Annotated in this window: 22 protein-coding genes; 15 read left to right on the top strand and 7 right to left on the bottom strand. The window is 66.1% G+C overall.

Annotated features, from left to right (window positions below; all coding sequences use genetic code 11):
* The first annotated feature begins 558 nt into the window (after positions 1-558).
* Positions 559-1,287 carry a response regulator transcription factor gene (locus VF194_RS02845; protein ID WP_330887831.1) on the top strand — a complete coding sequence of 243 codons (729 nt, stop codon included), beginning with the start codon at positions 559-561 and terminating at the stop codon, positions 1,285-1,287.
* Positions 1,288-1,312: 25 nt separating this feature from the next.
* Here the strand turns inward: VF194_RS02845 and VF194_RS02840 are convergent, their stop codons facing one another.
* Positions 1,313-1,840, bottom strand: a complete 528-nt coding sequence (locus tag VF194_RS02840; RefSeq protein ID WP_330887829.1) for a hypothetical protein — start codon at positions 1,838-1,840, stop codon at positions 1,313-1,315.
* 117 nt (positions 1,841-1,957) lie between these two features.
* Positions 1,958-2,602 carry a helix-turn-helix transcriptional regulator gene (locus VF194_RS02835; protein ID WP_330887827.1) on the bottom strand — a complete coding sequence of 215 codons (645 nt, stop codon included), beginning with the start codon at positions 2,600-2,602 and terminating at the stop codon, positions 1,958-1,960.
* Positions 2,603-2,840: 238 nt separating this feature from the next.
* Here VF194_RS02835 and VF194_RS02830 point away from each other — a divergent pair, with 238 nt between their 5' ends.
* The 6 genes from VF194_RS02830 to VF194_RS02805 all read left to right on the top strand — a co-directional run bounded on the left by VF194_RS02830 (position 2,841) and on the right by VF194_RS02805 (position 7,319).
* The gene (locus tag VF194_RS02830; RefSeq protein ID WP_330887825.1) at positions 2,841-3,725 is read left to right on the top strand and encodes a CsgG/HfaB family protein; all 885 of its coding nucleotides are present in this window, start codon (positions 2,841-2,843) and stop codon (positions 3,723-3,725) included.
* A complete protein-coding gene (locus tag VF194_RS02825; protein ID WP_330887823.1) occupies positions 3,722-4,633 on the top strand; it encodes a hypothetical protein in 912 nt (303 codons plus the stop codon). Before VF194_RS02830 ends, VF194_RS02825 begins: the two co-directional genes overlap by 4 nt.
* An 86-nt stretch (positions 4,634-4,719) precedes the next feature.
* The gene (locus VF194_RS02820) at positions 4,720-5,142 is read left to right on the top strand and encodes a hypothetical protein (protein WP_330887821.1); all 423 of its coding nucleotides are present in this window, start codon (positions 4,720-4,722) and stop codon (positions 5,140-5,142) included.
* A gap of 61 nt (positions 5,143-5,203) precedes the next feature.
* Positions 5,204-6,151, top strand: a complete 948-nt coding sequence (locus VF194_RS02815) for a tetratricopeptide repeat protein (protein WP_330887819.1) — start codon at positions 5,204-5,206, stop codon at positions 6,149-6,151.
* The gene (locus VF194_RS02810) at positions 6,148-6,567 is read left to right on the top strand and encodes a hypothetical protein (RefSeq protein WP_330887817.1); all 420 of its coding nucleotides are present in this window, start codon (positions 6,148-6,150) and stop codon (positions 6,565-6,567) included. Before VF194_RS02815 ends, VF194_RS02810 begins: the two co-directional genes overlap by 4 nt.
* The gene (locus VF194_RS02805; RefSeq protein ID WP_330887815.1) at positions 6,564-7,319 is read left to right on the top strand and encodes a tetratricopeptide repeat protein; all 756 of its coding nucleotides are present in this window, start codon (positions 6,564-6,566) and stop codon (positions 7,317-7,319) included. The genes VF194_RS02810 and VF194_RS02805 overlap by 4 nt, the downstream gene beginning before the upstream one ends.
* A gap of 18 nt (positions 7,320-7,337) precedes the next feature.
* On the opposite strand, the gene VF194_RS02800 is transcribed toward VF194_RS02805, so the two are convergent.
* Positions 7,338-7,703, bottom strand: a complete 366-nt coding sequence (locus VF194_RS02800) for a hypothetical protein (RefSeq protein ID WP_330887813.1) — start codon at positions 7,701-7,703, stop codon at positions 7,338-7,340.
* Positions 7,704-7,830: 127 nt separating this feature from the next.
* Complete coding sequence (locus VF194_RS02795; RefSeq protein ID WP_330887811.1) at positions 7,831-8,967, bottom strand: N-acetylmuramoyl-L-alanine amidase; 1,137 nt, start codon at positions 8,965-8,967, stop codon at positions 7,831-7,833.
* 346 nt (positions 8,968-9,313) lie between these two features.
* On the opposite strand from VF194_RS02795, the gene VF194_RS02790 reads away from it, so the two are divergent.
* The 4 genes from VF194_RS02790 (at position 9,314) to VF194_RS02775 (ending at position 13,591) form a co-directional block, all read left to right on the top strand.
* Positions 9,314-9,550 carry a hypothetical protein gene (locus VF194_RS02790; RefSeq protein ID WP_330887809.1) on the top strand — a complete coding sequence of 79 codons (237 nt, stop codon included), beginning with the start codon at positions 9,314-9,316 and terminating at the stop codon, positions 9,548-9,550.
* A 12-nt stretch (positions 9,551-9,562) separates the two neighbouring features.
* On the top strand, positions 9,563-12,586 hold the full coding sequence (locus VF194_RS02785) for an Rne/Rng family ribonuclease (RefSeq protein ID WP_330887807.1): 3,024 nt from the start codon (positions 9,563-9,565) through the stop codon (positions 12,584-12,586).
* A gap of 10 nt (positions 12,587-12,596) precedes the next feature.
* Positions 12,597-13,064 (top strand): GNAT family N-acetyltransferase, encoded by a 468-nt coding sequence (locus VF194_RS02780; protein ID WP_330887805.1) that lies wholly within the window; start codon positions 12,597-12,599, stop codon positions 13,062-13,064.
* A 62-nt stretch (positions 13,065-13,126) separates the two neighbouring features.
* On the top strand, positions 13,127-13,591 hold the full coding sequence (locus VF194_RS02775; protein WP_330887803.1) for a YiiD C-terminal domain-containing protein: 465 nt from the start codon (positions 13,127-13,129) through the stop codon (positions 13,589-13,591).
* 12 nt (positions 13,592-13,603) lie between these two features.
* Here VF194_RS02775 and VF194_RS02770 read toward each other — a convergent pair whose 3' ends face one another.
* On the bottom strand, positions 13,604-14,746 hold the full coding sequence (locus VF194_RS02770) for a pyridoxal phosphate-dependent aminotransferase (RefSeq protein ID WP_330887801.1): 1,143 nt from the start codon (positions 14,744-14,746) through the stop codon (positions 13,604-13,606).
* 30 nt (positions 14,747-14,776) lie between these two features.
* Positions 14,777-16,342 carry a gamma-glutamyltransferase gene (locus tag VF194_RS02765; protein ID WP_330887799.1) on the bottom strand — a complete coding sequence of 522 codons (1,566 nt, stop codon included), beginning with the start codon at positions 16,340-16,342 and terminating at the stop codon, positions 14,777-14,779.
* Here VF194_RS02765 and VF194_RS02760 point away from each other — a divergent pair.
* The 3 genes from VF194_RS02760 to prfB all read left to right on the top strand — a co-directional run bounded on the left by VF194_RS02760 (position 16,320) and on the right by prfB (position 19,765).
* The gene (locus tag VF194_RS02760) at positions 16,320-17,708 is read left to right on the top strand and encodes a M48 family metalloprotease (RefSeq protein WP_330887797.1); all 1,389 of its coding nucleotides are present in this window, start codon (positions 16,320-16,322) and stop codon (positions 17,706-17,708) included. The genes VF194_RS02765 and VF194_RS02760 overlap by 23 nt on opposite strands.
* A gap of 88 nt (positions 17,709-17,796) precedes the next feature.
* Complete coding sequence (locus VF194_RS02755; RefSeq protein WP_330887795.1) at positions 17,797-18,576, top strand: DsbA family protein; 780 nt, start codon at positions 17,797-17,799, stop codon at positions 18,574-18,576.
* A gap of 75 nt (positions 18,577-18,651) precedes the next feature.
* Positions 18,652-19,765 (top strand): peptide chain release factor 2 gene (gene prfB / locus VF194_RS02750; RefSeq protein WP_330887793.1). Its coding sequence is split into 2 segments (ribosomal slippage): positions 18,652-18,720 and positions 18,722-19,765, totalling 1,113 coding nucleotides; the frame shifts between segments, so codons are not numbered across the junction.
* Here prfB and VF194_RS02745 read toward each other — a convergent pair.
* Complete coding sequence (locus VF194_RS02745) at positions 19,766-20,293, bottom strand: hypothetical protein (RefSeq protein ID WP_330887791.1); 528 nt, start codon at positions 20,291-20,293, stop codon at positions 19,766-19,768.
* Between VF194_RS02745 and VF194_RS02740 the strand changes: the two genes are divergently transcribed.
* The gene (locus tag VF194_RS02740; protein WP_330887789.1) at positions 20,292-21,059 is read left to right on the top strand and encodes an alpha/beta hydrolase; all 768 of its coding nucleotides are present in this window, start codon (positions 20,292-20,294) and stop codon (positions 21,057-21,059) included. The two genes, VF194_RS02745 and VF194_RS02740, sit on opposite strands and share 2 nt — an antisense overlap.
* The last annotated feature ends 136 nt before the right edge of the window (positions 21,060-21,195 follow it).

Here is a 21,195-nt window from a genome sequence, read left to right as displayed (position 1 = left end):
CAGAGCTCTCCCTCATCGGTTGATTTACCCCAGGGCGGCCGGGCATCCGAGACGGCCGGATGCGCCGCGATGAGGCGCGCGGCATCGATGCTGCGCCTCGCACATTCGACGCAGCGGCTCTGCAAAAGGCTCGATGATGTCACAGCCAATCGCGCGCAACTTCGATAAGGCAGGCTGTGACAACCATGAGTTATGGCCGATCGATTCTTGAGTGGACGGTGCGGAGGCGATATCTGCTGGATGCGGGCATCTGGCGATGTAATCGCGTCAATGCCAATCAACCGGCGGCGCGAATGTCGCAGTCGAATGCCGCAGACGAGGATGTCGATCGGAACGCTATCTCAGAAGTGCTTCATATCGCAAAGGAGGTAGCTGCCATCGACGGGGTACCCCGACGGCAACGAAAACTAGCCGTTCGAATTGTGGATGACGCTTTAGAAAACGACTTATCGTCGCATATGGGTTTCACGCAGCCAGTCGTGTCGATGCAAAGAGGATGAGTAGGAGAAACGGAATTAGCTCGATTGGATTCGAGCAACCAAAAGGAGGAGGGAAGACATGGGTGGGCGTGTTTCACTGATGCTGATTGATCAAAGCAGGTTGTTCCGCGAAGGTGTCAAACGCATTTTCAGCGACAGCGACTTCGACGTGAAGATCGAGGCCGCCGATCTCGATGAAGCATTGTCAGCCATGGATGGCACGCCGATCGATCTCGTTCTCACCGAATTCGGCGAAGGCGGCATGTCGTTCTTCGAACAGATTCGCGCCCTCAGACAGCAACGCGGCAACATCCGAGTCGTGGTGCTGACATCCGGGATGGACGGTGCGCGCCTGACCACTGCGCTCGAGGCCGGCGCCGACGGGTATCTGCTCAAGGACATGTCGGCGGATGCGCTGCTGCAATCGCTGCATCTGGTTCTGCTGGGCGAAAAGGTCTTTCCCACCGATCTGGCGCGTTGCCTGATCAACGGCATCTTTCATGCTCCGGTCACGGCTGTGACGAACCGCGGGCCGATGCCCGGGCGCGCGCTATCCGACCGCGAGATGCAGATTCTGAATTGTCTGCTGGGTGGCTTCTCCAACAAGATGATCGCCAACCGGCTGCAAATCTCGGAAGGCACGGTGAAGGTTCATCTCAAGGGCATCCTCAAGAAGATCAACGTGCAGAACCGCACCCAGGCGGCAATATGGGCGCTCAATCATGGCCTGACCGAAGCCCATCGTGCGATGCAGTTCAGGTATCAGGAGCCGCCGCCGGTCCCCGCCGCCGGACGGTCGATCCGCTGACGTAACAGGGGCATTATCGCCGGGCCTAGCTGCTCGGCATGCTGCTGAGCTGCCCGATCCAGGAATCGATCACTGCGCCGGGGCCGCCAAACCCGTAAGCGCCGATGAGCGTTGGAGCCCCATCCAGCATGCCGGTCCATGAGGCGATCACCGCGCCGCCATTCGATATCGCGCCGCCAGCCGCACCGGATGCATAGCCGAGGCTTCCGCCGAGCCCCCATCCCAGCGAGACTCCGTCAATGCCGAGGCCCGCGCCGAAACCCAGTCCTGAGGAAGAGACCAGGAAAGGCGAGGCTTGCGCGCGCAGGAAGGCCAGATTGCCGCGCCGCTCGATGTCGACCAGATTGCCGGCGCCGTCGCGCAGGATCGGATTGCTCGGTGTGCCGTTCAGTTTCCGCTGGAGGATGACCTGGCGATAGGCCGGGCTCATGCCGAAGGTATTGCCGCGCGAGGGAAGCTGATAGGGCTGGTTGTTCCACTGCGCCTCGGCCGGCAGGCTGGTGAAGCCGGCGCCGATTGCCAGGGCGGCGATAAGATAGCGAAAGAAATGCATGGTCCGTCTCCGATCTCGTCTGCCGTAGTAGAGATAGCAGCAACATGGGAAAGTCACAGGCCATGTTCAATCAGAATAGGCGGTTGGGTCGGCCATACCTCCAAATTGCACTGGCCGTCACTGCCGCAAGCCGGTAGGTCGATCTCCTAATCGCCGAAACAGCATGGCTGCGGCCGTCCGGTTGGTCAGGCCGAGCTTGCGGATGATGGTGCGCACGATCGTGTTGACGCTGCCTGGCGCCAAACCCGTGACGGCGGCGATTTGCCGATTCGGCAGCGCCTGGGCCAGAAGTTTCAGAATATGCTGCTCCCTGTCGGTAAGCAGTCTCAGCCTGCTGTACCATAGATCGCGATCCCGGATGCGGCGCCAGACCCGAGCCGGCATGGCCATCATGCCGTCGAGCGCCAGATCGCACGCCTCGAGCAGGGTGCCAAGGCCGTCGTCCAGGAAGATCAACGCATGCCTGCGATCCAGGTAGCCGACCAGGTCCAGCAACTGGTCTGAGTGCAGGACGATCAGCAGGGGCGGCGCAACCTGCGTCAGGAGCATGAGGGCGCGGCGCTTGTAGCGCGAAAACGCCAGCAGATCGGCAATGCCGATCAGCACCACGTCGGCCTGCCTGCGCCAATGCCTGGCTGCGTCGAGATCGATGCGCGTGGTCACGCCGGCCAGCCTGCGGTCGCTGTGGTTGATCACATCGCACAGTGAATCCGACAATGCGGAATTCTTCGTGACGACAAGTATCCTTTGCGCCTTGCGCATCGCGTTTCGGTCTGCCCTGGGTCGGTCGGCTACGGGATCGTGTAAGGCGAGCCGATCCTTTCAGAGATACGGTGCGGCACAAGCCGATCTTCAGGTCATCCGCCGAATGCCCCCCGGCACGACCGCAAAGGTGAGGGGTGACTCCCATAAGGCTAGGCGCCTGCCCATCCGGGATAGTCCGTCATGACCCGTTCTTAGCCTTCTGCTTCCTTCATTCTTCGCTGCTCTTTCGCAAGCATTGGCACCGCAGATCGCGCTGACATCGATCGCCAAAGGGACGGGAGCAGTCATGAAGACAGGAATACTCATCAGCCTCGCTCTGAGCGGTTTGGCGCTAACGGCGTGTTCAGGGACGACGGTCTATCCGCGCCAGGGCGTCAAGCCGGCGCTGGGCTTCCCGGTCACCAACAATGAGACGCCCTACAGCAGTTGCCTGGCTTCGCTCGCCAGCGTGCCGGGCAATAACCTGCCGACCTTCGCCGTCGGCGAAGTGGCGGACAAGACGGGCCAGATCGACCGCACGACCAACGGCACCGTGCTCAGCCAGGGCGTGACCGAGATGATGATCAGCGCTTTCTACAAGACCGGGAAAGCGCGTCTGGTCGAGCGCTTCGATCTGCGCATTCCGCTCGCCGAAGCGCGCATGGTGCAGCAGAAGATGACGACGCGCAGCACCGCGCCGCTGCCGGTGCGCGCCAGCGACTATGTCGTGATGGGGGCGCTCACCGAGCTCAACTACAACATCCTCAGCGAAGGCGCCGGATTGTGGATCGACGGCATCGGCGGCGGCGGCCGCACGGTGGTGATCAATGTCGGCCTCGATGTCCGGGTGGTGAATTCCCAGACCTTCGACGTCGGCTACGTCAGCTCTCTGCAGAAGCAGATCTTTGGATATGAAGTCGAAGCGAACGTCTTCCGTTTCTTCGGCTCGAGGCTCGTCGAGTTCGATGCGGGACGCATTCAGAACGAACCGCTTCAGCTCGGCGTGAGATCCGTCGTTGAAATGGCCGTATACCAGATCATGACGGACTATCTGGGGCTTCCGAAGCGGCCGGAGTGCCAACTCGAGAAGACCGATTTCATGAGTGACTTCCTCAAGAACCAACAAGGAGACAGCAAATGACGGGTACACGTAAGTTTGCCTATCTGGCCGGAGCATCCGCTCTTGCCGTTGGGCTGATGACGGCGGCGCCAAATGCCTCCGCCTTCGACAAGGTCGACTGGAGCTGGGATCTCGATGTCCGCGAGTTGATCAAGGCCTATATCGACATCTGCGCCCAGTTCGATCCGACCGGCCTGCTGAACCTGGAGGCCGTTCAGATCCAGATCGGCGATGTCACGGCGGATTCGACCGTCTACGACATCTACAACCTGCCGGGCGATCCGACCAAGGATAAGGATCATGGCCACGGCCACGGTAACAGCCACGGGCTGTCCTGGTTCGTGCCGACCGGGCATAACCCGTCGCAGCAGGTCCTCGATGCGACCAAGGAGTTGCCGGAAGTCATCAGCACGGCGGTGGCGGTGGCCAACAACGCCAATATCGATACCGACGCTGCGACGCAGCTCCATATCGGCCAGTTCGCCTTCGACGCCAATGACAACGTCTACCCGGCGAGTTCCAATAACAGTCATGGTCATGGCGGTCCGGGACCCAACGAAAATATCGTTGGCGCCGGCGCGCTGACCCTGGCGGCGATCCTGGGCTCTCTGGACAAGGCCGAGATCTCGGCCACGTCGACCGTGTATGACATCAAGAACGCCACGGTCGACAGCTCGGCCACTGCGGTCGCGAACAACCTGAACGTCAATGTCGCGCCTACCAGCGATTCGAACTCGCTGTTCATCGGCGACGTGACCCAGTTCGCCTATGCCGACGTGTCGGCGACCTCCTCGGTGAACGACGTCTGGATCAAGGGCTACAAGAGCCTTGCTCCGACCGAGACCGTGCTCGGCCGTCCGATCGTCAGTTCGGTGGCGACCGCGGTGGGCAACAACCTGTCCATCACCGTCAAGGCTCCGAGTCCGTAAGCAGCGCCGGCGGCGGAGGGCGGGCATCCCGCCCTCCGTTCCCGGCTGCCGTGGCGCTCATCTATCCGCTGTTGGAGGAAATGATCATGTCGTACCGGAAAATCCACAGGCCGTTCGCCGTTGCCGCGATCGCGATGACGCTCCTGGCATCGCTTGGCATTGCCGCTGCGGCGCAGGCCCAGCAGATGGGCCGCGAAGGGTGGAATTTCAATGGCCGCAACAAATCGATGGCGGCGCAATTCGATTTCACGCGGCGCATGCAGCAGGATCAGAATTCGGCGGGCCTGGCGGCGCTTCAGCAATACGTCACCACCTACAATTCGTCGTCCACCTCGATCGGCAACCTCAATCAGGTGACGCAGAATCTGTCCGACGGCTCGACCGGGACGGTCAGCAACGGGGCCAACCAGGCCAGCAACGGCAATCAGGGCGCCGACGCCAGCACGGGTGTCACCTACGACAACTCGCTACAGGTCAACAACACCAGCAACGGATCGCACCACCACTGAACGATCACAACTCGGTCGCGGCGAATGGGCGAGTGTCTTGCGGACTTGGGAGTGGGATGAGATGTCGAAACTGCGATCCCGGGCAAAAGCGTTTTTCGCGGCCACGTTCTGTCTCGCGCTCTGGGCGGCCGCCGCCGGCGCGCAGCCATCGCTCACGCCGGACCAGAAGCAGCTCAATGACCTGACGGCGGCAGCGGCGCAGGGCGATCACGAAGCGGAATACAAGCTGGGAGTGATCTATCTGACCGGCAATGCCGGCCAGGAGAATATCGGCAAGGCCGTTGCCCTCCTGGAGAAGGCGGCGAAAGGCGGGCAGGCGAATGCCGCCTTTGCGCTTGGCGCGCTGTATCACCGCGGCGTGCTGGTGCAGAAGAATCTGGATGCCGCCGTCAACTACTACCGCGCCGCCGTCGAACGCGGCAATCCCAATGCCGAGAATGCGCTGGCGCAATTGCTGCTGCGCGGCGAGGGCGTGCAGCGGGATGAGGGGACGGCCGCCATCCTGATGGAAAAGGCCGCGGCGCAGGGCCTGATGGAGGCCAAGGCGAATTTCGGCATGCTGCTCGTCGAAGGACGCGGCATCGCCGAGGACGCGCCGCGCGGCTTCAATCTCATCCATGAGGCGGCCCAGGCCGGCCTGCCGGGCGCGATCCACAATCTCGCCTGGCTGTATCAGTCCGGCAGCGGCGTCACGCAGGATCAGGCCAAGGCGCTGGAATGGTACAAGCGCGCCGCCGAACTCGGCTATCCGCCTTCGCAGTTCAACCTGGGTCTCATGGAGATGCAGGGACAGGGCGGCAAGGCGGACCCGGTGGACGGCATGAAATGGCTGATGCTGGCTGCGGCAGGCAATGACGGCGAAACCGGCCGGCGCGCTGCCGAACTGGTCCGCCGCCTCTCCGCCAAGATGCCGAAGCAGCAGATTCTCGATGCCGGTGAAGCCGCCCGGCTCTGGCTGATCCGCAGCGGCGCCGGCGCCAACGCCGCCCGGCAGGACGGCAAGTCGTGATCCGCGGCGGCACGGCGACGGTTCTGTTCGCCGCGCTGCTGCTTGGCGCCTGCACGCCGTTGGCAGTTGCCGGCGTGGCCCAGGCATTGATCGGCGGCGGCGAAGGAAAGGGCGGCGCGATGTCGCCGGGCGGCGTCGACGCACCGACCATTCAGAATGGCGGCGCGGCCGATGAAAGCGTGATGAAGGCCCTCGACCTTGCCGACAACGCCGCGGTCAGCGCGATCTGCCGCCAGGCCCTGCCGGATCTGCCGCCGCTGGCCGCGGGGCAATGCGACACCCGGCCGATCTGCCTGCCTGGGGCGAAGGCGCCGCTGACCATGCGCGTCTGCGCCCTGCCGGAAAAGCCGAGCGACACGCTGGCGCAGGCGGAAATCAGCCGCCCGCCGGCCTGGCAATGGGAAGCGGCGCAATGACGGCGGACCGGCCCGACCTCCTGACGGCGGCCGGCAGCGGCGAGATACGCGGCCTTGCTGCCATCGGCCTCGGCCTCGACCGCGGCATGGCGGAGCGCGTCAACGGGCTGGCGCATCGCCGCCACCGCGCCGGAGACCGCGATCAGGCCCGCAACCTCTACCAGCTCGTGCTGCGCTCCTATCCGGGCATCGCCTCCGCCTGGCGCGGTCTCGGCGTGATCGCCTGCGAGGATGGCCGGCTGGAAGCGGCGATTGACTGCCTTGCCCATGCCATCCTGCTCGACCCCCACTGCGCCCGGGCGCATTATAATCTCGGCGTAGCCTTGCAGCTGGACGGCAGGATCGAGGATGCGGTCGCCGTCTACGAGCAGGCGATCGCGCTGGAGCCGCGCCTGGTCGCCGCCTATAACAATCTGGGGCACGCCTTGAAACTGCTTTGCCGGCTCGACGAGGCGGAAGAGGCCCTGCGCCGGGCGATCGCGATGAAGCCCCGGCTGGCGCAGGCGCATAGCAATCTGGGCGATGTCCTGCGTCTGCAGAAGAAGCTCAAGCAGGCCGAAGCGCATTGCCGCCGCGCCATCGCGCTGCGCCCCGACTATGCCGCGGCCTATGCCAATCTCGCCTCGGTCCTGTTCGACCAGGGGCGTTCCTTCGAGGCGCGCAAGGCGCTGGCGCGTGCCGCGACCATGCGGCCGCTCGCGCGCAACATCTATCTCTTTCCGATCGCAAGATCGGGCGCCGCCGGCGCGTGAGCGCAAGCCAGCCACATCTTACTCGGCGGTCTCCAGGCTTTCGATATAGGCGAAGACGCTGTCGAAATCGCGCTCCGAGGCGATCAGGCGCGGCATCGGATTATGCGGCAGGAACATCACCCGCTGGCGGAACTGCTCGCGGGTGTAGTGCTGGGCGGCGATATCGGAAAAGCTGGGCGGCGCGTCCAGCGCCGCCACCGCCAGCGGATCGATCGAATGGCAGCGTGCGCAATACAGCTCGGCGAAATACTGGCCGCGCTCGGCCTCCACGCGCTGCTCGTCCGGGATGGCAGATTGCGCCGCGGCGGTCTGGGATTGCGCCGCGGCATTTTGCATGCCGATGAGAAGAGCGAGCGTCAGGACGGCAGCGAAACGGCAGAGCATCTTCCTTGCCTTCAATCGAGGCCGCGATTCTAGCAAAGGCGAAGGCGCCGCCGAGGCGCTCATACGGATAGCGGCGGGTTTTTCGGAACTACCTCGAAATCGCCAGGCGGCTTGGCGACCGGCCCGGTTACCGCACCGCCTGCGGCACCTCGACGCCGAAGAAGCGGTCGATGGCGGCGGCGACGGCGTCGGCCAGTTCGGCCCGGCCGGCATCGGAAAACAGCAGCGCCTCGTCCTTCGGATTCGACAGATAGCCCAGTTCGAGCAGCACCGAGGGTATATCCGGCGCGGTGAGCACCCGGAAATTCGCCGCCCGCAGCGCCTTGGGCCGAAGCGGGATATGGGCGCTCAAGCTGGCGCCGAGCAGGCCGGCGAAGCGGCTGGACAACCGCGCCGTATCGCGCGAGGCAAGGTCGAGCAGGATGGAGACGACGTCGTCGAGTTCGGCTTCCGGCGCGCTTTCCGCCAGCATGTCCGCCTTGTTTTCGCGCAGCGCCAGCGCCTCGGCCTCCATGTCGGTCGCCGCCTTGGCCAAAGTATAGATGCCGGCGCCCCGCAGGCCGTGATCGCCAGCGAGGCTGTCGGCGTGGACCGACAGGAACAGGTCGGCCTCATGCTGGCGGGCGAAGGCAACCCTCTGCTGCAGACGGATGAAGCGGTCGCTCTCGCGGGTCAGCAGCACGCGGTACTGGCCGGTGCGCTTCAGTCTCGCCGCCACCGCCTGCGCCACCGCCAGCGTGACGTCTTTTTCATAGCGGCCGGAGGCGCTGATCGCGCCGGGATCCTGGCCGCCATGGCCGGGGTCGAGCACAACCAGCCGGCGCTGCTGGTGCAGGGGCGGCGGCGGCAGGATATCGGCGCTCGATTGCAGCGGCAGGGCGACCGGCGCGGCGAAGGCGGCGGCAAATGCGGCCGGATCGGCCGGACGCAGGTCGATCACCAGCCGGTAACGGCCGCCGACCGGCCCGGCGGCGGCAGTGCCGGCCGGCGGCAGGCGGAAAGCCCGCTCGACCACGGCCGGTTCGATCAGTTGAAGCGCCAGCGTGATATGATCGGCGGCGATGACCGGCTGGTCCGCCCGCCCGATCAGGCCGGCCGCCTGCCGGCGCGGCGGCGGTGCCGCCCAGCTCGCCGCCGGGAGGGTCAGCACCAGGCCGAGGCCGTCCTCGGCGGCCGCCAGGCTTGCCTCGAGCGGCGCCGAGGCGTCGATCACCAGGCGGGTCAGGCCGGCATTGAGGCCAAGTTCCAGGCCTGTGATCCTCAAGCTGTCCTGCCGCGAATCGGGGCGGCCTTCCGCCAATGCGGTCTGGGCTGTCAAGGCGACGAGAAAAACCAATTGGAACAGTAGCTTGATGGAAGTCACCCCCGGTTGCGACAGGACTGTGGCAACAAAGACCTTGTGGCGCTGCCCCGCGACAGCGTAGCATGCAGTCGCGAATATCCGAGTCAGATCTCGCGGTCCAGCCAGGCATAGCCCCCAAGCATAGCCCAATGGCCGCAAGATCGGCGCATCGGCGGTGAGCCCACCTGCATATCCAGATGCCAGCCCGAAGGAGGCGGCCTGGGCAGAGAGGCCTCGGCAGCTGCGCTCAAGACAGTCCGGATCTGGAGTGAACTTCGAAGCGTCCCTCGGCCAGCCGGTCCGGCTCGGTCTGATGGTGGCGCGGCAGGCTACCGGCGCGGCGCGCTTGGGCGGGGTTGTGACCCGCGAATTCAGCGCCCCCCGATTGGCCCTGCGGACCACTACCATTGCGGCCTTGCCGCACTGGGCCGGCCCGCCCGCTGCTGGCTTCGACAACAAAGGCGCGCCGCCGTTTGTTATTCGCGCGGGCGGCGCCGCGCCGTAGGAATTATGCCGTATGGGCATGCGTATGCTGATCGATGCAACGCACCTCGAGGAAACTCGGGTCGTTGTCGTCAAGGGAACCCGTCTCGAAGAATTCGATTTCGAGACCTCCACCAAACAGGTCCTCAAGGGCAATATCTACCTGGCGCGGGTCACCCGCGTAGAGCCCTCGCTGCAGGCCGCTTTCGTCGAATATGGCGGCAATCGCCACGGCTTCCTGGCCTTCAGCGAAATCCACCCCGATTATTACCAGATTCCGATCGCCGACCGCGAAGCCCTGCTGGCGCAGCAGGCCGAGGAAGAGGCGCGCGCCGCCGAAGCCGAGGAAGCCGAACTGGAAGCCGAAGAGGCGCGGGCTGCTGCGAAGGCAGCCGCCAAATCGGCCGCCGCAACCGATGAGGCCGACGGCGAGGACAGCGGCGAAGGCGTCGAGATCGTCGACAGCGATTACGATACCGTCGAAGAGATCAGCCCGGATGCGCCGGCGCTCGGCGATGGCGACGACGAGGCCGCCGGCCAGGATGCGGACATCGTCAAGCCTGCCTATTGGAATGTCGCGGCCGATGCCGCTGCGCCGCCGACCGTCGCCGCCGAGGTCGAGCCGGCCGAAGGCGCCGAAGCCCGTGCGGCTCTGGGCGAAGCCGAGGGCGAGCGCACCGAGGCCGAACCGTCCGAACTGACGCCGCAGGAGCGGCATGCGGCGCCGGACGAAGCCGAGGACGCCGAAATAGCAGAGGCTGAAACCGCAGAGGCCGAGGCCCAGGACGCCGAAGCCCACGACGTCGAAGCTCAGGATGCCGAAGCTCATGACGCCGAGGCGCCGGAAGCCGAAGGCAGGGGCAACGGCAAGGGCGACGATCACGACGAGGGCCGCCGTCGCCGCCGCACCAATGTGTTCCGCCGCTACAAGATCCAGGAAGTGATCAAGCGCCGGCAGATCATGCTGGTGCAGGTCGTCAAGGAAGAGCGCGGTAACAAGGGCGCGGCGCTGACCACCTATTTGTCGCTGGCCGGCCGCTATTGCGTGCTGATGCCGAACACCGCGCGCGGCGGCGGCATTTCGCGCAAGATCCAGTCGCAGGCCGACCGCAAGCGCCTGAAGGCGATCACCAGCGAGCTGGACATTCCGGAAGGCATGGGCGTGATCGTGCGCACCGCCGGCATGGAGCGCTCGAAGCAGGAGATCAAGCGCGACTTCGAATTCCTTCTGCGCACCTGGGACAGCATCCGCGAGCTGACCCTGAAATCCTCGGCGCCGGCGCTGATCTACGAGGAAGCCGATCTGATCAAGCGTTCGATCCGCGACCTCTATTCCGACGAGATCGACGAGGTTCTTGTCGAGGGCGAGCAGGGCTATCGCCGCGCCAAGGACTTCATGCAGATGCTGATGCCCAATCACGCCGACCGCGTGAAGCCGTATCAGGACAAGATCCCGCTGTTCCACCGCTATCAGGTCGAACAGCAGCTCGACAGCATGTTCTCGCCGACCGTGCAGCTCAAGTCGGGCGGCTATATCGTCATCAATCCGACCGAAGCGCTGGTCTCGATCGACGTGAACTCGGGCAAGTCGACGCGCGAGCACAATATCGAGGAGACCGCCTACAAGACCAATCTGGAAGCGGCCGAGGAGGTCGCCCGCCAGCTGCGCCTGCGCGATCTCGCCGGTCTGGTGGTGATCGACTTCATCGACATGGAGGAAGGCCGCAACATCCGCAAGGTCGAGCATAAGCTGAAGGAATGCCTGCGCAGCGACCGCGCCCGCATTCAGGTCGGCCGCATCTCCGCCTTCGGCCTGCTCGAGATGTCGCGCCAACGCCTGCGGCCCAGCCTGATCGAAAGCTCGACCATGCCGTGTCCGCATTGCCAGGGCCGCGGCTATGTGCGTTCGATCGAATCGACGGCGCTGCAGGTACTGCGTGCCATCGAGGAGGAGGGCATCCGCGACCGCTCCAGCGAGATCACGGTGGCCGTGTCCGCCGAGGTCGCGATCTATCTGCTCAACCACAAGCGCGAGCGCATCTCCGATATCGAGCGCCGCTACGTGATGAAGGTGATCGTCGCGGCCGATGCCAGCCTGGTGCCGCCGGATTACCGCATCGAGCGCAGCAAGACCCGCCAGCCGGGCGAGGTGAACCGGCCGGAACTGGCCTCGCGCAGCGAGGCGCCGCGTCCGATCACCCAGGAGACGGCCTATGCCGCCGAGGCCGAGGGCGAAGCGGAAGCAGCCGAGGCCGAGGATGCTCAGACCGTCGAAGCTGCCGAGAGCGAGGATGAAGGCGAGGGCGAAGGCCGCCGCCGCCGCCGCCGCCGCCGCCGCCGCCGGCGCGGCGACGAAGCCGCACGCGATGAGCGTGAAGAGGGTGCAAGCGCCGAGGCGGCTGGAGCGGAAGAGGAAGACACCGCCGGAGAACCCGTGGCCGAGGCGGCGGAAGCCGGTGACGAAACGGCCGAGGGGCAGGACGAGGAAGCCGGCGATGCCGCCTTCGATCAGCGCGATGGCGATGGTCGTCGCCGCCGGCGTGGCCGGCGTGGCGGCCGGCGCCGGCGCCGGGGCGAGGGCGAAGCGCCGCGCGAGGGCCACGCGGATCAGGAATACCCGGGTGGCCAGGGCGGGATAATGACCCCGGCGGCGCTTGGCGCCATGTTCGATGGCCTGCCGGCTTACGAATTCGAGGATGAAGACTCCCCGCCGGCGAAGCGGCCCCAGGAAATTCCGCAGGCCGCCGAGCGCAGCGTGCATGTCGAACCGGCGCCGTCGGTGGTGACCGACGATGTCGTGTTGCCGGAAACCGCCCCCGAAGCGGCGCCGGCGCAACCGGCCGCGGCTGCCGAGCCGCCCGCTCAACCGATGCCGGCTGAATCGACGCCAGCCGAATCGGCGCCCGCTGAATCGGCGCCTCCGGAGCCGGCATCCGCACCGCCCGCGGAACAGTTGACCACGGGACCCATCTTCGAGGCCGTGGTGATCACGCCGGAAGGCGCCGCGGAGAAGCCGGCCGAGCCGCCGGCGCCGAAGAAGGGCTGGTGGCGCCGATGAGAGTGGTCACGTGAAGCAAGCGCCGATCCGCCGCGCCAGCCAGAAGGACGAGGCGCATCTCGCTGCGCTGCAGAAGCGGGCATATGTGAAGTATGTCCCGCTGCTCGGCACGGCGCCGCAGCCGATGGCGGAAGACGCCAGGCGCCTCCTGGAGGAATACGAGGTCTGGGTGGTCGATGGCGCCGAAGACGTGCTGGCCGGTGCGCTGGTGTTGCGCACGGCTGCGGATCACCTGCTGATCTGGAGCGTCGCCGTCGATCCGACGCAGCAGGGCGTCGGTCTCGGCCGCCGCCTGCTCGATTTCGCCGAGGCCGAGGCGCGCAAGCGCGGCCTGACCGAAATCCGCCTTTACACCAACGCGCTGTTCACCGACAACCGGCAGCTCTATGCCCATCTCGGCTATGTCGAGACCGGCATCGAGCTGCATGAAGGCCGCGAACTGGTCCATATGGCCAAGACGCTCGCGGCGGCGGTGTAGGCCTCAACCGGCGCGTCCTGCTCTGATCCGTTCCGGCGGGGCGAGGGCGCCATGGGCGGCGAATGACGAACGACGCAGCAGGCCAACTCGAGGCCTATTTGCATGCCCATATCCCGCTCTCGGCGGCGATGCAGGTTGCGGTCGTTTCCGCCGCTTGTGATGCAGTGACCTTGTCCGCTCCGCTTGCGCCGAACCTCAATCACCGCAACACGGCTTTCGGGGGCAGCATATCGGCTCTGGCGATCCTCTCGGCCTGGTCCCTGATAAACCTGCGCCTCAATGCAAAAGGGCTTCGAAGCCGGCTGGTGATCCAGTCGAACCGGATGGATTACGACCGGCCGGTTCCGGCGGCCTTTACCGCCACCGCATCGCTTGCGGATGCATCGGCCTGGCCGGCCTTCTGCAAGATGCTGGCGCGCAAAGGCCGCGCCCGCATCCGCGCGGTCTCGCTCATCCGTTCCGAGGGCGAAGCGGCCGGGCGCTTCGAGGGCGAATTCGTGGCGTTCCGGCTGGACGCAGCGGCCTAGCCGCCTGTCGCCTCACTTCCGCCAGTCTTTCAGCCGCTTCGCCGCTTCGATCATGCGCTCGGTGGCGCCGGCGAAGGAAAAGCGCATGAAGTAATGGCCGCGGCCGCGGTCGAAATCGAAGCCGGGCGTCGCCGCAATGCCGGTCTCGCTCAGCATCTTCTGGCAGAAGGCAGCCGCGTCGTTGGTGAAGCGGCTGATATCGGCATAGAGGTAGAAGGCGCCGTCGGCCTGCGCCAGGCGGTCGAAGCCGGCCTGCGGCAGTTCGTTGAGCAGGATCTCGCGGTTCCTGGCGTAGCGCGCGACGTTTTCCTCAAGCTCGTCATAGGCCGAGAGCGCGGCCACGCCGGCAACCTGCGAAATGCCGGGCGCCGAGATATAGAAATTCTGCGTCAGGCATTCGATCGGCCGCAGCAAAGTCTCCGGCACCACCATCCAGCCGAGCCGCCAGCCGGTCATCGAGAAGTATTTCGAGAAGCTGTTGATGACGATCGCCTGATCGGTCAGCGCCAGCACCGATTGCGCGCGTCCGCCATAGGTGATGCCGTGATAGATTTCGTCGACGATCAGCCAGCGCTTCTTCGCCGCGCAGTCGTCGACCAGCGCCTTGAGGGCCGCCGGCGTCAGCATCGTGCCGGTCGGATTGGCCGGACTCGCCACCAGCACGCCTTTCGCATCCGGCGCCTGGGCGTTGATCATCGCCGGCGTCGGCTGAAAGCGCGTCTCCAGTTCGGTGACGATCATCGCCGGCATCAGATCGAGTGCGCGCAGGATGTTGCGATAGGCCGGGTAGGCCGGCTCGCCCAGGACAACCTTGTCGCCGGCATCGAAGGCGGCAAGGAAGGCAAGCTGGAAGCCCGCCGAGGAGCCGGTGGTGACCACGATACGCTCCGCCGGCACGGCGAGGCCGTAGTAGTCGCGGTAATGCCTGGCAATCGCGTTGCGCAGCTCCGGGATGCCGAGCGCCAGCGTATAGCCGAGCGGATCGCGCCGGGCTGCCGCCGTGGCCGCTTCGATCGCCTTGCGCGGCGCCGGCGTCGAGGGCTGGCCGACCTCCATATGGATGACGTCGCCGCCCGCGGCCTTGCGTTCGGCAGCGGCCTTCATCACTTCCATGACGAAGAAGGGATCGATGGCGCCGCGTTTCGATGGTTGCATACCCTTACTCCGCACCCGGAACACGAAATTTCAGAACAGATGGCCGGTCGCCAGGCCATAGCCGCGGCGGTCGGCGGCGAAGCTGCAGGTTTCCGGCGCGCGCGGCACGCCGTTGCTGCAATAGGCCAGATTGACCCGGCCGATCGGGCCGCTCTGCGTCGCCGTGATGCCGCGGCTGCCGATGGCGTTCAGCACCTCCGGATCGGTGCCCGGCTCGTATAAAAGCGGCGCCTGCGGCCCGGCCTGGAATTGGCGCGGCGCGGCCAATGCCACCGAGGCCGCGCCTTTCTCCACCCTGGTCAGGCCGGCCCGCAACACGCTTTCCGCCAAGGCCGCCGCGGCGGTCGGTCCGCCGGCGGCGCCGGCGGCGAAGAAGCTCTGATTGACGCGCGGATTGATGCCGACCAGCACGGTCAGATACGGCGTCTCGTCGCCCGGCACGCCATAGGGCGAGGCGAACAGCACGCCGGTTTCCCGGCCCACCTTCCGCGCGCCGAAATCCGTTCCCATGCTGAAGGCGCAGGCCACCGACAGGCCGTTGCGGTCGATGGCGGCGATGCTGCTGGAGCCATAGCCTTCCTGCGGCGCGGCGGTCGTGCCGCGATAGGCCTGGCCGAGCGCCGCGACGAATTTCTCGGGCTGGAATTTCGCCGTGCCGATCAGGCTGCCGCCATCATAGGACTGCTCGATCAGCCAGGCGGCGATCGCACCGCCGCCGGCATTGTTCGAGGTGTAGAGTTCGACGCTGTTCTCGAACGGCAGCTTGAGCGGCTTGCCGATATCGGCGGCATAGCTGCGCAGCTCTTCCTCCGTGATCCTGCCGCCGGCCGCGGCGATATCCGACAGCAGGGTCTGCGACAGGCCGCCCTGATAGAAATCGGCCGGGCCGGCGCCGCGCAGGCGGGCCAGCACGGCGGCGAGTTTCGGCTGGGTGCGGCGCTCGCCCTCGGCCAGGATGCCGTTCTGGCCGCCGATCACGGTTTGCAGCGCCGGATCGCCGGCGGCCGGCGGCTGCGATTGCTGGGTCGCCTGGATGAAGGCGCGGCTGGCGCCGTCGCCAAAGCGCGCGATCTGCTCGGCCGGCGCCACCGTCTGGGCCCAGCGCAGCCTGCCGTAACGGCCCTGCAGCAGGCCGAGGCCGCGCACCATGCCGGGCACCGCTATCGGCCCGCCGGCCTTGGCGGCCACGGCAGGAAACTCGATGGTCTCGGCCCGCTTGCGCGCCGCATCGCCGACGACGCAGATGCCGCCGCCGCCCAGGGCGGCGCCATTCGGATAGGTCACCGCCAGGGTCAGGGCGGCCGCCGTGACGGCGTCCGCGGCCGAGCCGCCGGCGGAAAGAATGTCCCGCCCGATGAGGGCGGCGCGCGGCTCGTCCGCCACCACACCGCCGATGAAGCCGCTCAGGTAATCGATCTGACCCGGGTTCACGCCGGCGTTTTCGTCGGAATTCGAGCAACTGGCAAGCAGAGTCACCACCAGGACGGGCAGGGCGCATTGACGCACCAGCGCGGTGCGCTTACCTAAGCCGGACTGCCGTCGTTTCGCCGTGTTCTCGGGGCAATACTTCACCATGGCCGCTCGCAGGTCCCTCATCCGTTCGTCTCTCGCTATCGGCTGCGCCGTGCTGATGGCGGCCTCCACGACGGTCCTGCCAACCGCGGCCGAGGCCCAGCGCCGCGGCGCTTCCCTGGTGCGCGACGCCGAAGTCGAAAATACCATCCGGGTTTATGCCGCGCCACTCTTCGCGGCGGCCGGGCTGGCCAATGACTCGATCTCGGTGCATCTGGTCAATGACCGGGTGCTCAATGCCTTCGTCGCCGGCGGCCAGCGCATCTTCATCAATACCGGCCTTTTGATGCGGGCCGAGCGGCCGGCCCAGGTGATCGGCGTGCTGGCCCACGAAATCGGCCATATCGCCGGCGGCCATCTGGCCCGCATGGGCGATGCCATGGATAGCGCCAGCACGGTGATGATCCTCTCCATGCTGTTTGGCGCCGCCGCCGCAGTCGCCGGCTCGGGCGAGGGCGCGGCGGCCGCGATCCTGGGCGGCCAGCAGGTCGCCGAACGCAATTTCCTGGCCTATACCCGCGGGCAGGAATCCTCGGCCGATCAGGCCGGCGCCACCTATCTAGAAGCGACGCATCAGTCGGTCAGCGGCCTGATCGAGTTTCTGCGCATCATCGGCAATCAGGAAGCGCTCACCGTCGGTCGCCAGGATCCGTATGTGCGCAGCCACCCCCTGACCCCGGAGCGCGTCGCCGCGCTGGAATCCAGGCTATCGCGCTCGCCTTACAGGAATGCCAAGGACACGCCGGAGAATATCGAGCGGTTCAAGCGCATGCAGGCCAAGCTGGTCGGCTATCTCGACGGGCTGGAACGCACGCTGCAGCAATATCCGGAAAGCGATACCAGCCTCTACGGCCGCTATGCCCGGGCGTTCGCCTACTTCCGCGCCCTCGATTTCAGCCGCGCCATGAGCGAAACCGAGTCGCTGATCGGGCAGTATCCGAACGATCCTTACTTTCGTGAACTGAAGGCCGACATCCTGTTCAATCAGGGCAAGGTGGCGGAATCGCTGCCGGCCATCGAGACGGCTTACCGGCTGGCGCCCAACGAACCGCTGATCGCGCTCGGCGTCGGCCAAAGGCTGGTGGCGCTGGAGGACGGCAGCCGCCTGCCGGAGGCGATCCGCATCCTCAAGGACGTCACCTTGAAGGAGCCGGACAACAGCATGGCCTGGCAGCAGCTTGCCTCGGCCTATGGCCGCACCGGCGATATCGGCCAGGCCTCGCTGGCCTCGGCCGAGCGCTATCTGGTGATCGGCGCCCTGCGCGACGCCAGGGGACTTGCCGAGCGCGCCGCCCATATCCTGCCAGAGGGCTCGCCGGGCTGGCTGCGCGCCCAGGACATCATCTCTGCCGCCAAGGACGAACAGCGCGAACAGCGCAACCGGCGTTGATCCGGTATCAGCCGACTCACGGTCTCGTGGCTTGCCCGAACCGGTGTGGCGGGGGATAGTGCGGCAACATCAGCAAGGATCATCAGACATGTCGTTTTTCCGTTTCGCCGGTTTCCTGAGGGCGGTCCTGGCCCCGGCCCTGGTGCTGTTCGCCCTGTTCGCCGGCCCGGCCGCTGTTGCCCAGCAGGCGTCCGAGCCGTTCACGCCCGAGCAGAAAAAGGCGCTCGAGACGCTGGTGCATGAGATCCTGGTGAAGAATCCGGAAATCCTGGTCGATGCCATGCATGCGCTCGATGCCAGGCAGCAGGAACAGGCGGCCCAGGCTTCGCGGGCGGCGATCGCCGCCAATGCCAAGGAAGTGTTCAACGACGGCCATTCCTTCGTGGCCGGCAATCCGAAGGGCGACGTTACGATCGTCGAGTTCTTCGATTACCGCTGCCCCTATTGCAAGCAGATGCAGCCGCATCTGCAGGCGCTGCTGAAGGAGGACGGCAAGATCCGCCTGATCCTCAAGGAGCTGCCGGTGCTGGGGCCGGACAGCGTGCTGGCCTCGCGTGCCGCGGTGGCGGCGCTGGCGCAGCAGAAGGGGACGAGATACTACGCCTTCCACGACGCCATGATGGGCTTCCATGGCCAGCTCACCGAAGCCGAGGTCTTCCGCATGGCCGGCGAGGCGGGTCTCGACGTGACCGCCCTGAAGGCCGATATGGAAGACCCGAGGGTCGAGCAGGCCCTGCGCGCCAATCTGGCGCTGGCGCAAAAGCTCGGCATCGAGGGCACGCCGGGCTTCATCGTCGGCGGCGAACTGATCCCCGGCGCCGTTTCGCTCGATTCCCTGCGCCAGCTGGTCAAACAGGCGCGCGGGTAATCGGGATATTTGACGAAACAGGTCGGACTCCGTATGGTCCGGCGCAACGACGACAATCGACGTACGGGTTAGGTTATGCGCGCCGAAATCAAGGCGATGGCCGATGAAATCAAGCAGTCGCTGGAACTGCTGAGGAGGTCTCTTTGACTGGGATCACTCGGTCAAACGCCTCGAAGAACTGAACGCGAAAGCGGAAGACAGCAGCCTCTGGAACAATCCGGCCGAAGCGCAGGCGGTCATGCGCGAGCGCAACCGGCTGGACCGGCAGATCGGCACCCAGCGCCGGCTCGAACAGGCGCTGGAGGACAATATCGGCCTGATCGAACTGGGCGAGGCGGAGAACGATGCCGCCGTCGTCGCCGAGGCGGAAGCCGCGATCGAGCATCTGCGCGAGGAGGTCGGCACGGCGCGGCTGGAAAGCCTGCTGTCGGGCGAGGCGGATGCCAATGACAGCTTCCTCGAGGTGCATGCCGGCGCCGGCGGCACCGAAAGCCAGGACTGGGCCTCGATGCTGCTGCGCATGTATGTGCGCTGGGCCGAGCGGCACGGCTACAAGGTCGAGTTCATCGAAGAGAGCGAAGGCGAGGAGGCCGGCATCAAGTCGGCCACCATCAAGGTTTCCGGTCCGAATGCCTATGGCTGGCTGAAGAACGAAAGCGGCGTGCATCGCCTGGTGCGCATCTCGCCATTCGATTCCAACGCGCGGCGGCATACCAGCTTCGCCTCGGTCGGCGCCTATCCGGTGATCGACGACACCATCGAGATCGAAATCCTGGACAAGGATCTGCGCGTCGATACCTACCGCGCCTCGGGCGCCGGCGGCCAGCACGTCAACAAGACGGACTCGGCGGTGCGCATCACGCATATCCCGTCCGGCATCGTCGTCGCCTGCCAGACCAACAAGAGCCAGCATCGCAACCGCGACGAAGCGATGAAGATGCTCAAGGCCCGGCTGTATGAGCGGGAACTGCAGAAGCGCGAGGCCGAGAAGCAGGCCGCCTTCGACAGCAAGAGCGATATCGGCTGGGGCCACCAGATCCGCTCGTATGTCCTGCACCCGTACCAGATGGTGAAGGATTTGCGGACCGAGCTGGAGACCAGCGACACGCAGGGCGTGCTGGACGGCAAGCTCGATCCCTTCATGGCGGCCCAGCTCGCCGCCAAGGTCGGCGCCGACAAGGCGGCGTAATCATCCCGCCGTCCGTCGGGCCCGGAATTCCATATGCGTGAACCAGGTCGTGCCGCCGTCTTCCGAGACCTCGCCGCGCCACAGGAATGAATCCGGCGCGATCTCCGTAAAGCTCCAGCGCCGCGACTTGCCGAGCGCGTCCTTGCCCTCCTGCACGATCGCATCGCCCTCCTTGCGGCCGATCTGGCTGAGATAGGCCTGCGCGACCGGATCGGTCCAGCGGATGTGCCAGGCATCGATGCGCGGATCGTAGACGCGCAAGGTCGTGCCGTAATAGGCCGCATCGGCCACGGCATCGGCGGCATGGCGCGCGCCGCGCTTCGGCACGATCCAGACATCCTGGATCGCGCGGCCTTCCAGCGCCCAGCCGAAATGCCATTCGCCGATCCGGCGGCGCACGTCGCCATCGGGCGCGGTCTCCACCGTGTCGATCTCCCAGCTGCCGATCAGCCAGGCGTAAAGAGCCATCTTGCCGCCGCAGTCATCGGCCGGCCCCTGCGCCTGCAGGGCATCGAGAAAGGCATTCATGCTGCATCTCCCCTCGTTGCAAGGCGGCGAGCCTGGCAGCAGCCGCGTATCGGCACTTGGGGAATATTGCTATTTTGCCCGTATGGAGCTGGAGCGGGAACGCGTGGTCCTTCTGCACGGCCTGTCGCGCACGCGATGGAGCATGGCGCGTCTGGCGGCGGCCCTGCGCGAGGCCGGCTACATGGTCGAGAACTGGGGCTATCCGAGCCGCAGCCGCGGCATCGCCGATCTTGTCCGGCAATGCCGCGCGCGCTGCGCCGCCCTGCCGGGCGATGCGCGCACGCATTTCGTCGGCCATTCGCTCGGCGGCCTGATCGTCCGCGCCGCCTTGAGCAATTCCTTCGGCGGAGAGCCGCCGGCTTCGCTCAGGCTTGGCCGCATCGTGCTGATCGGCACGCCCAACCGCGGCGCGCTCGCGGTCTCCCGCCTGCAGCGCAAGCCGCTGCTGCGCTGGTTGCCCGGATTGCTGGGCCGTCCGGCGCATGAGCTTGCGCGCGATGCCGTCGGGCTGGCCGATCTCGGCTGCCCGGCAACCGAAATCGGCATCGTCTTCGGCACGCGGCGCTTTCATCCGCTCAACCCGAGCGCCTGGATCAACTGGCTGCATCATGCGCAGGAGCCGAGCGACGGCACCGTGGAATGCGACTCCGCCGCGCTGGCCGGGGCCAGCGACAGCGTCGCCGTCGATGCCGGGCACAGCTTCCTGCCGGGCGATCCGCGCGTGATCGCCGCCGTGCTGCGCTTCCTGAAAGAGGGGCGGTTCTAGACCGGAATCCCGTTAGATCGAAGCATAGCCAGCGTTCCTGAGATAGTTTGCGCATTCCTGTGGCGGGAAGCGGTCCAGCAGGCTTCCGATACGTTGCCATGTTGCCTCGACACTGCGTTCAGCTGCCTTTCGGAGC

The sequence above is a fragment of the Ferrovibrio sp. genome, from assembly GCF_036381655.1.
Lineage (GTDB): Bacteria > Pseudomonadota > Alphaproteobacteria > Ferrovibrionales > Ferrovibrionaceae > Ferrovibrio.
The sequence above is the reverse complement of the archived record's forward strand: the minus strand, read 5'-3'. Positions and strand labels throughout refer to the sequence as shown.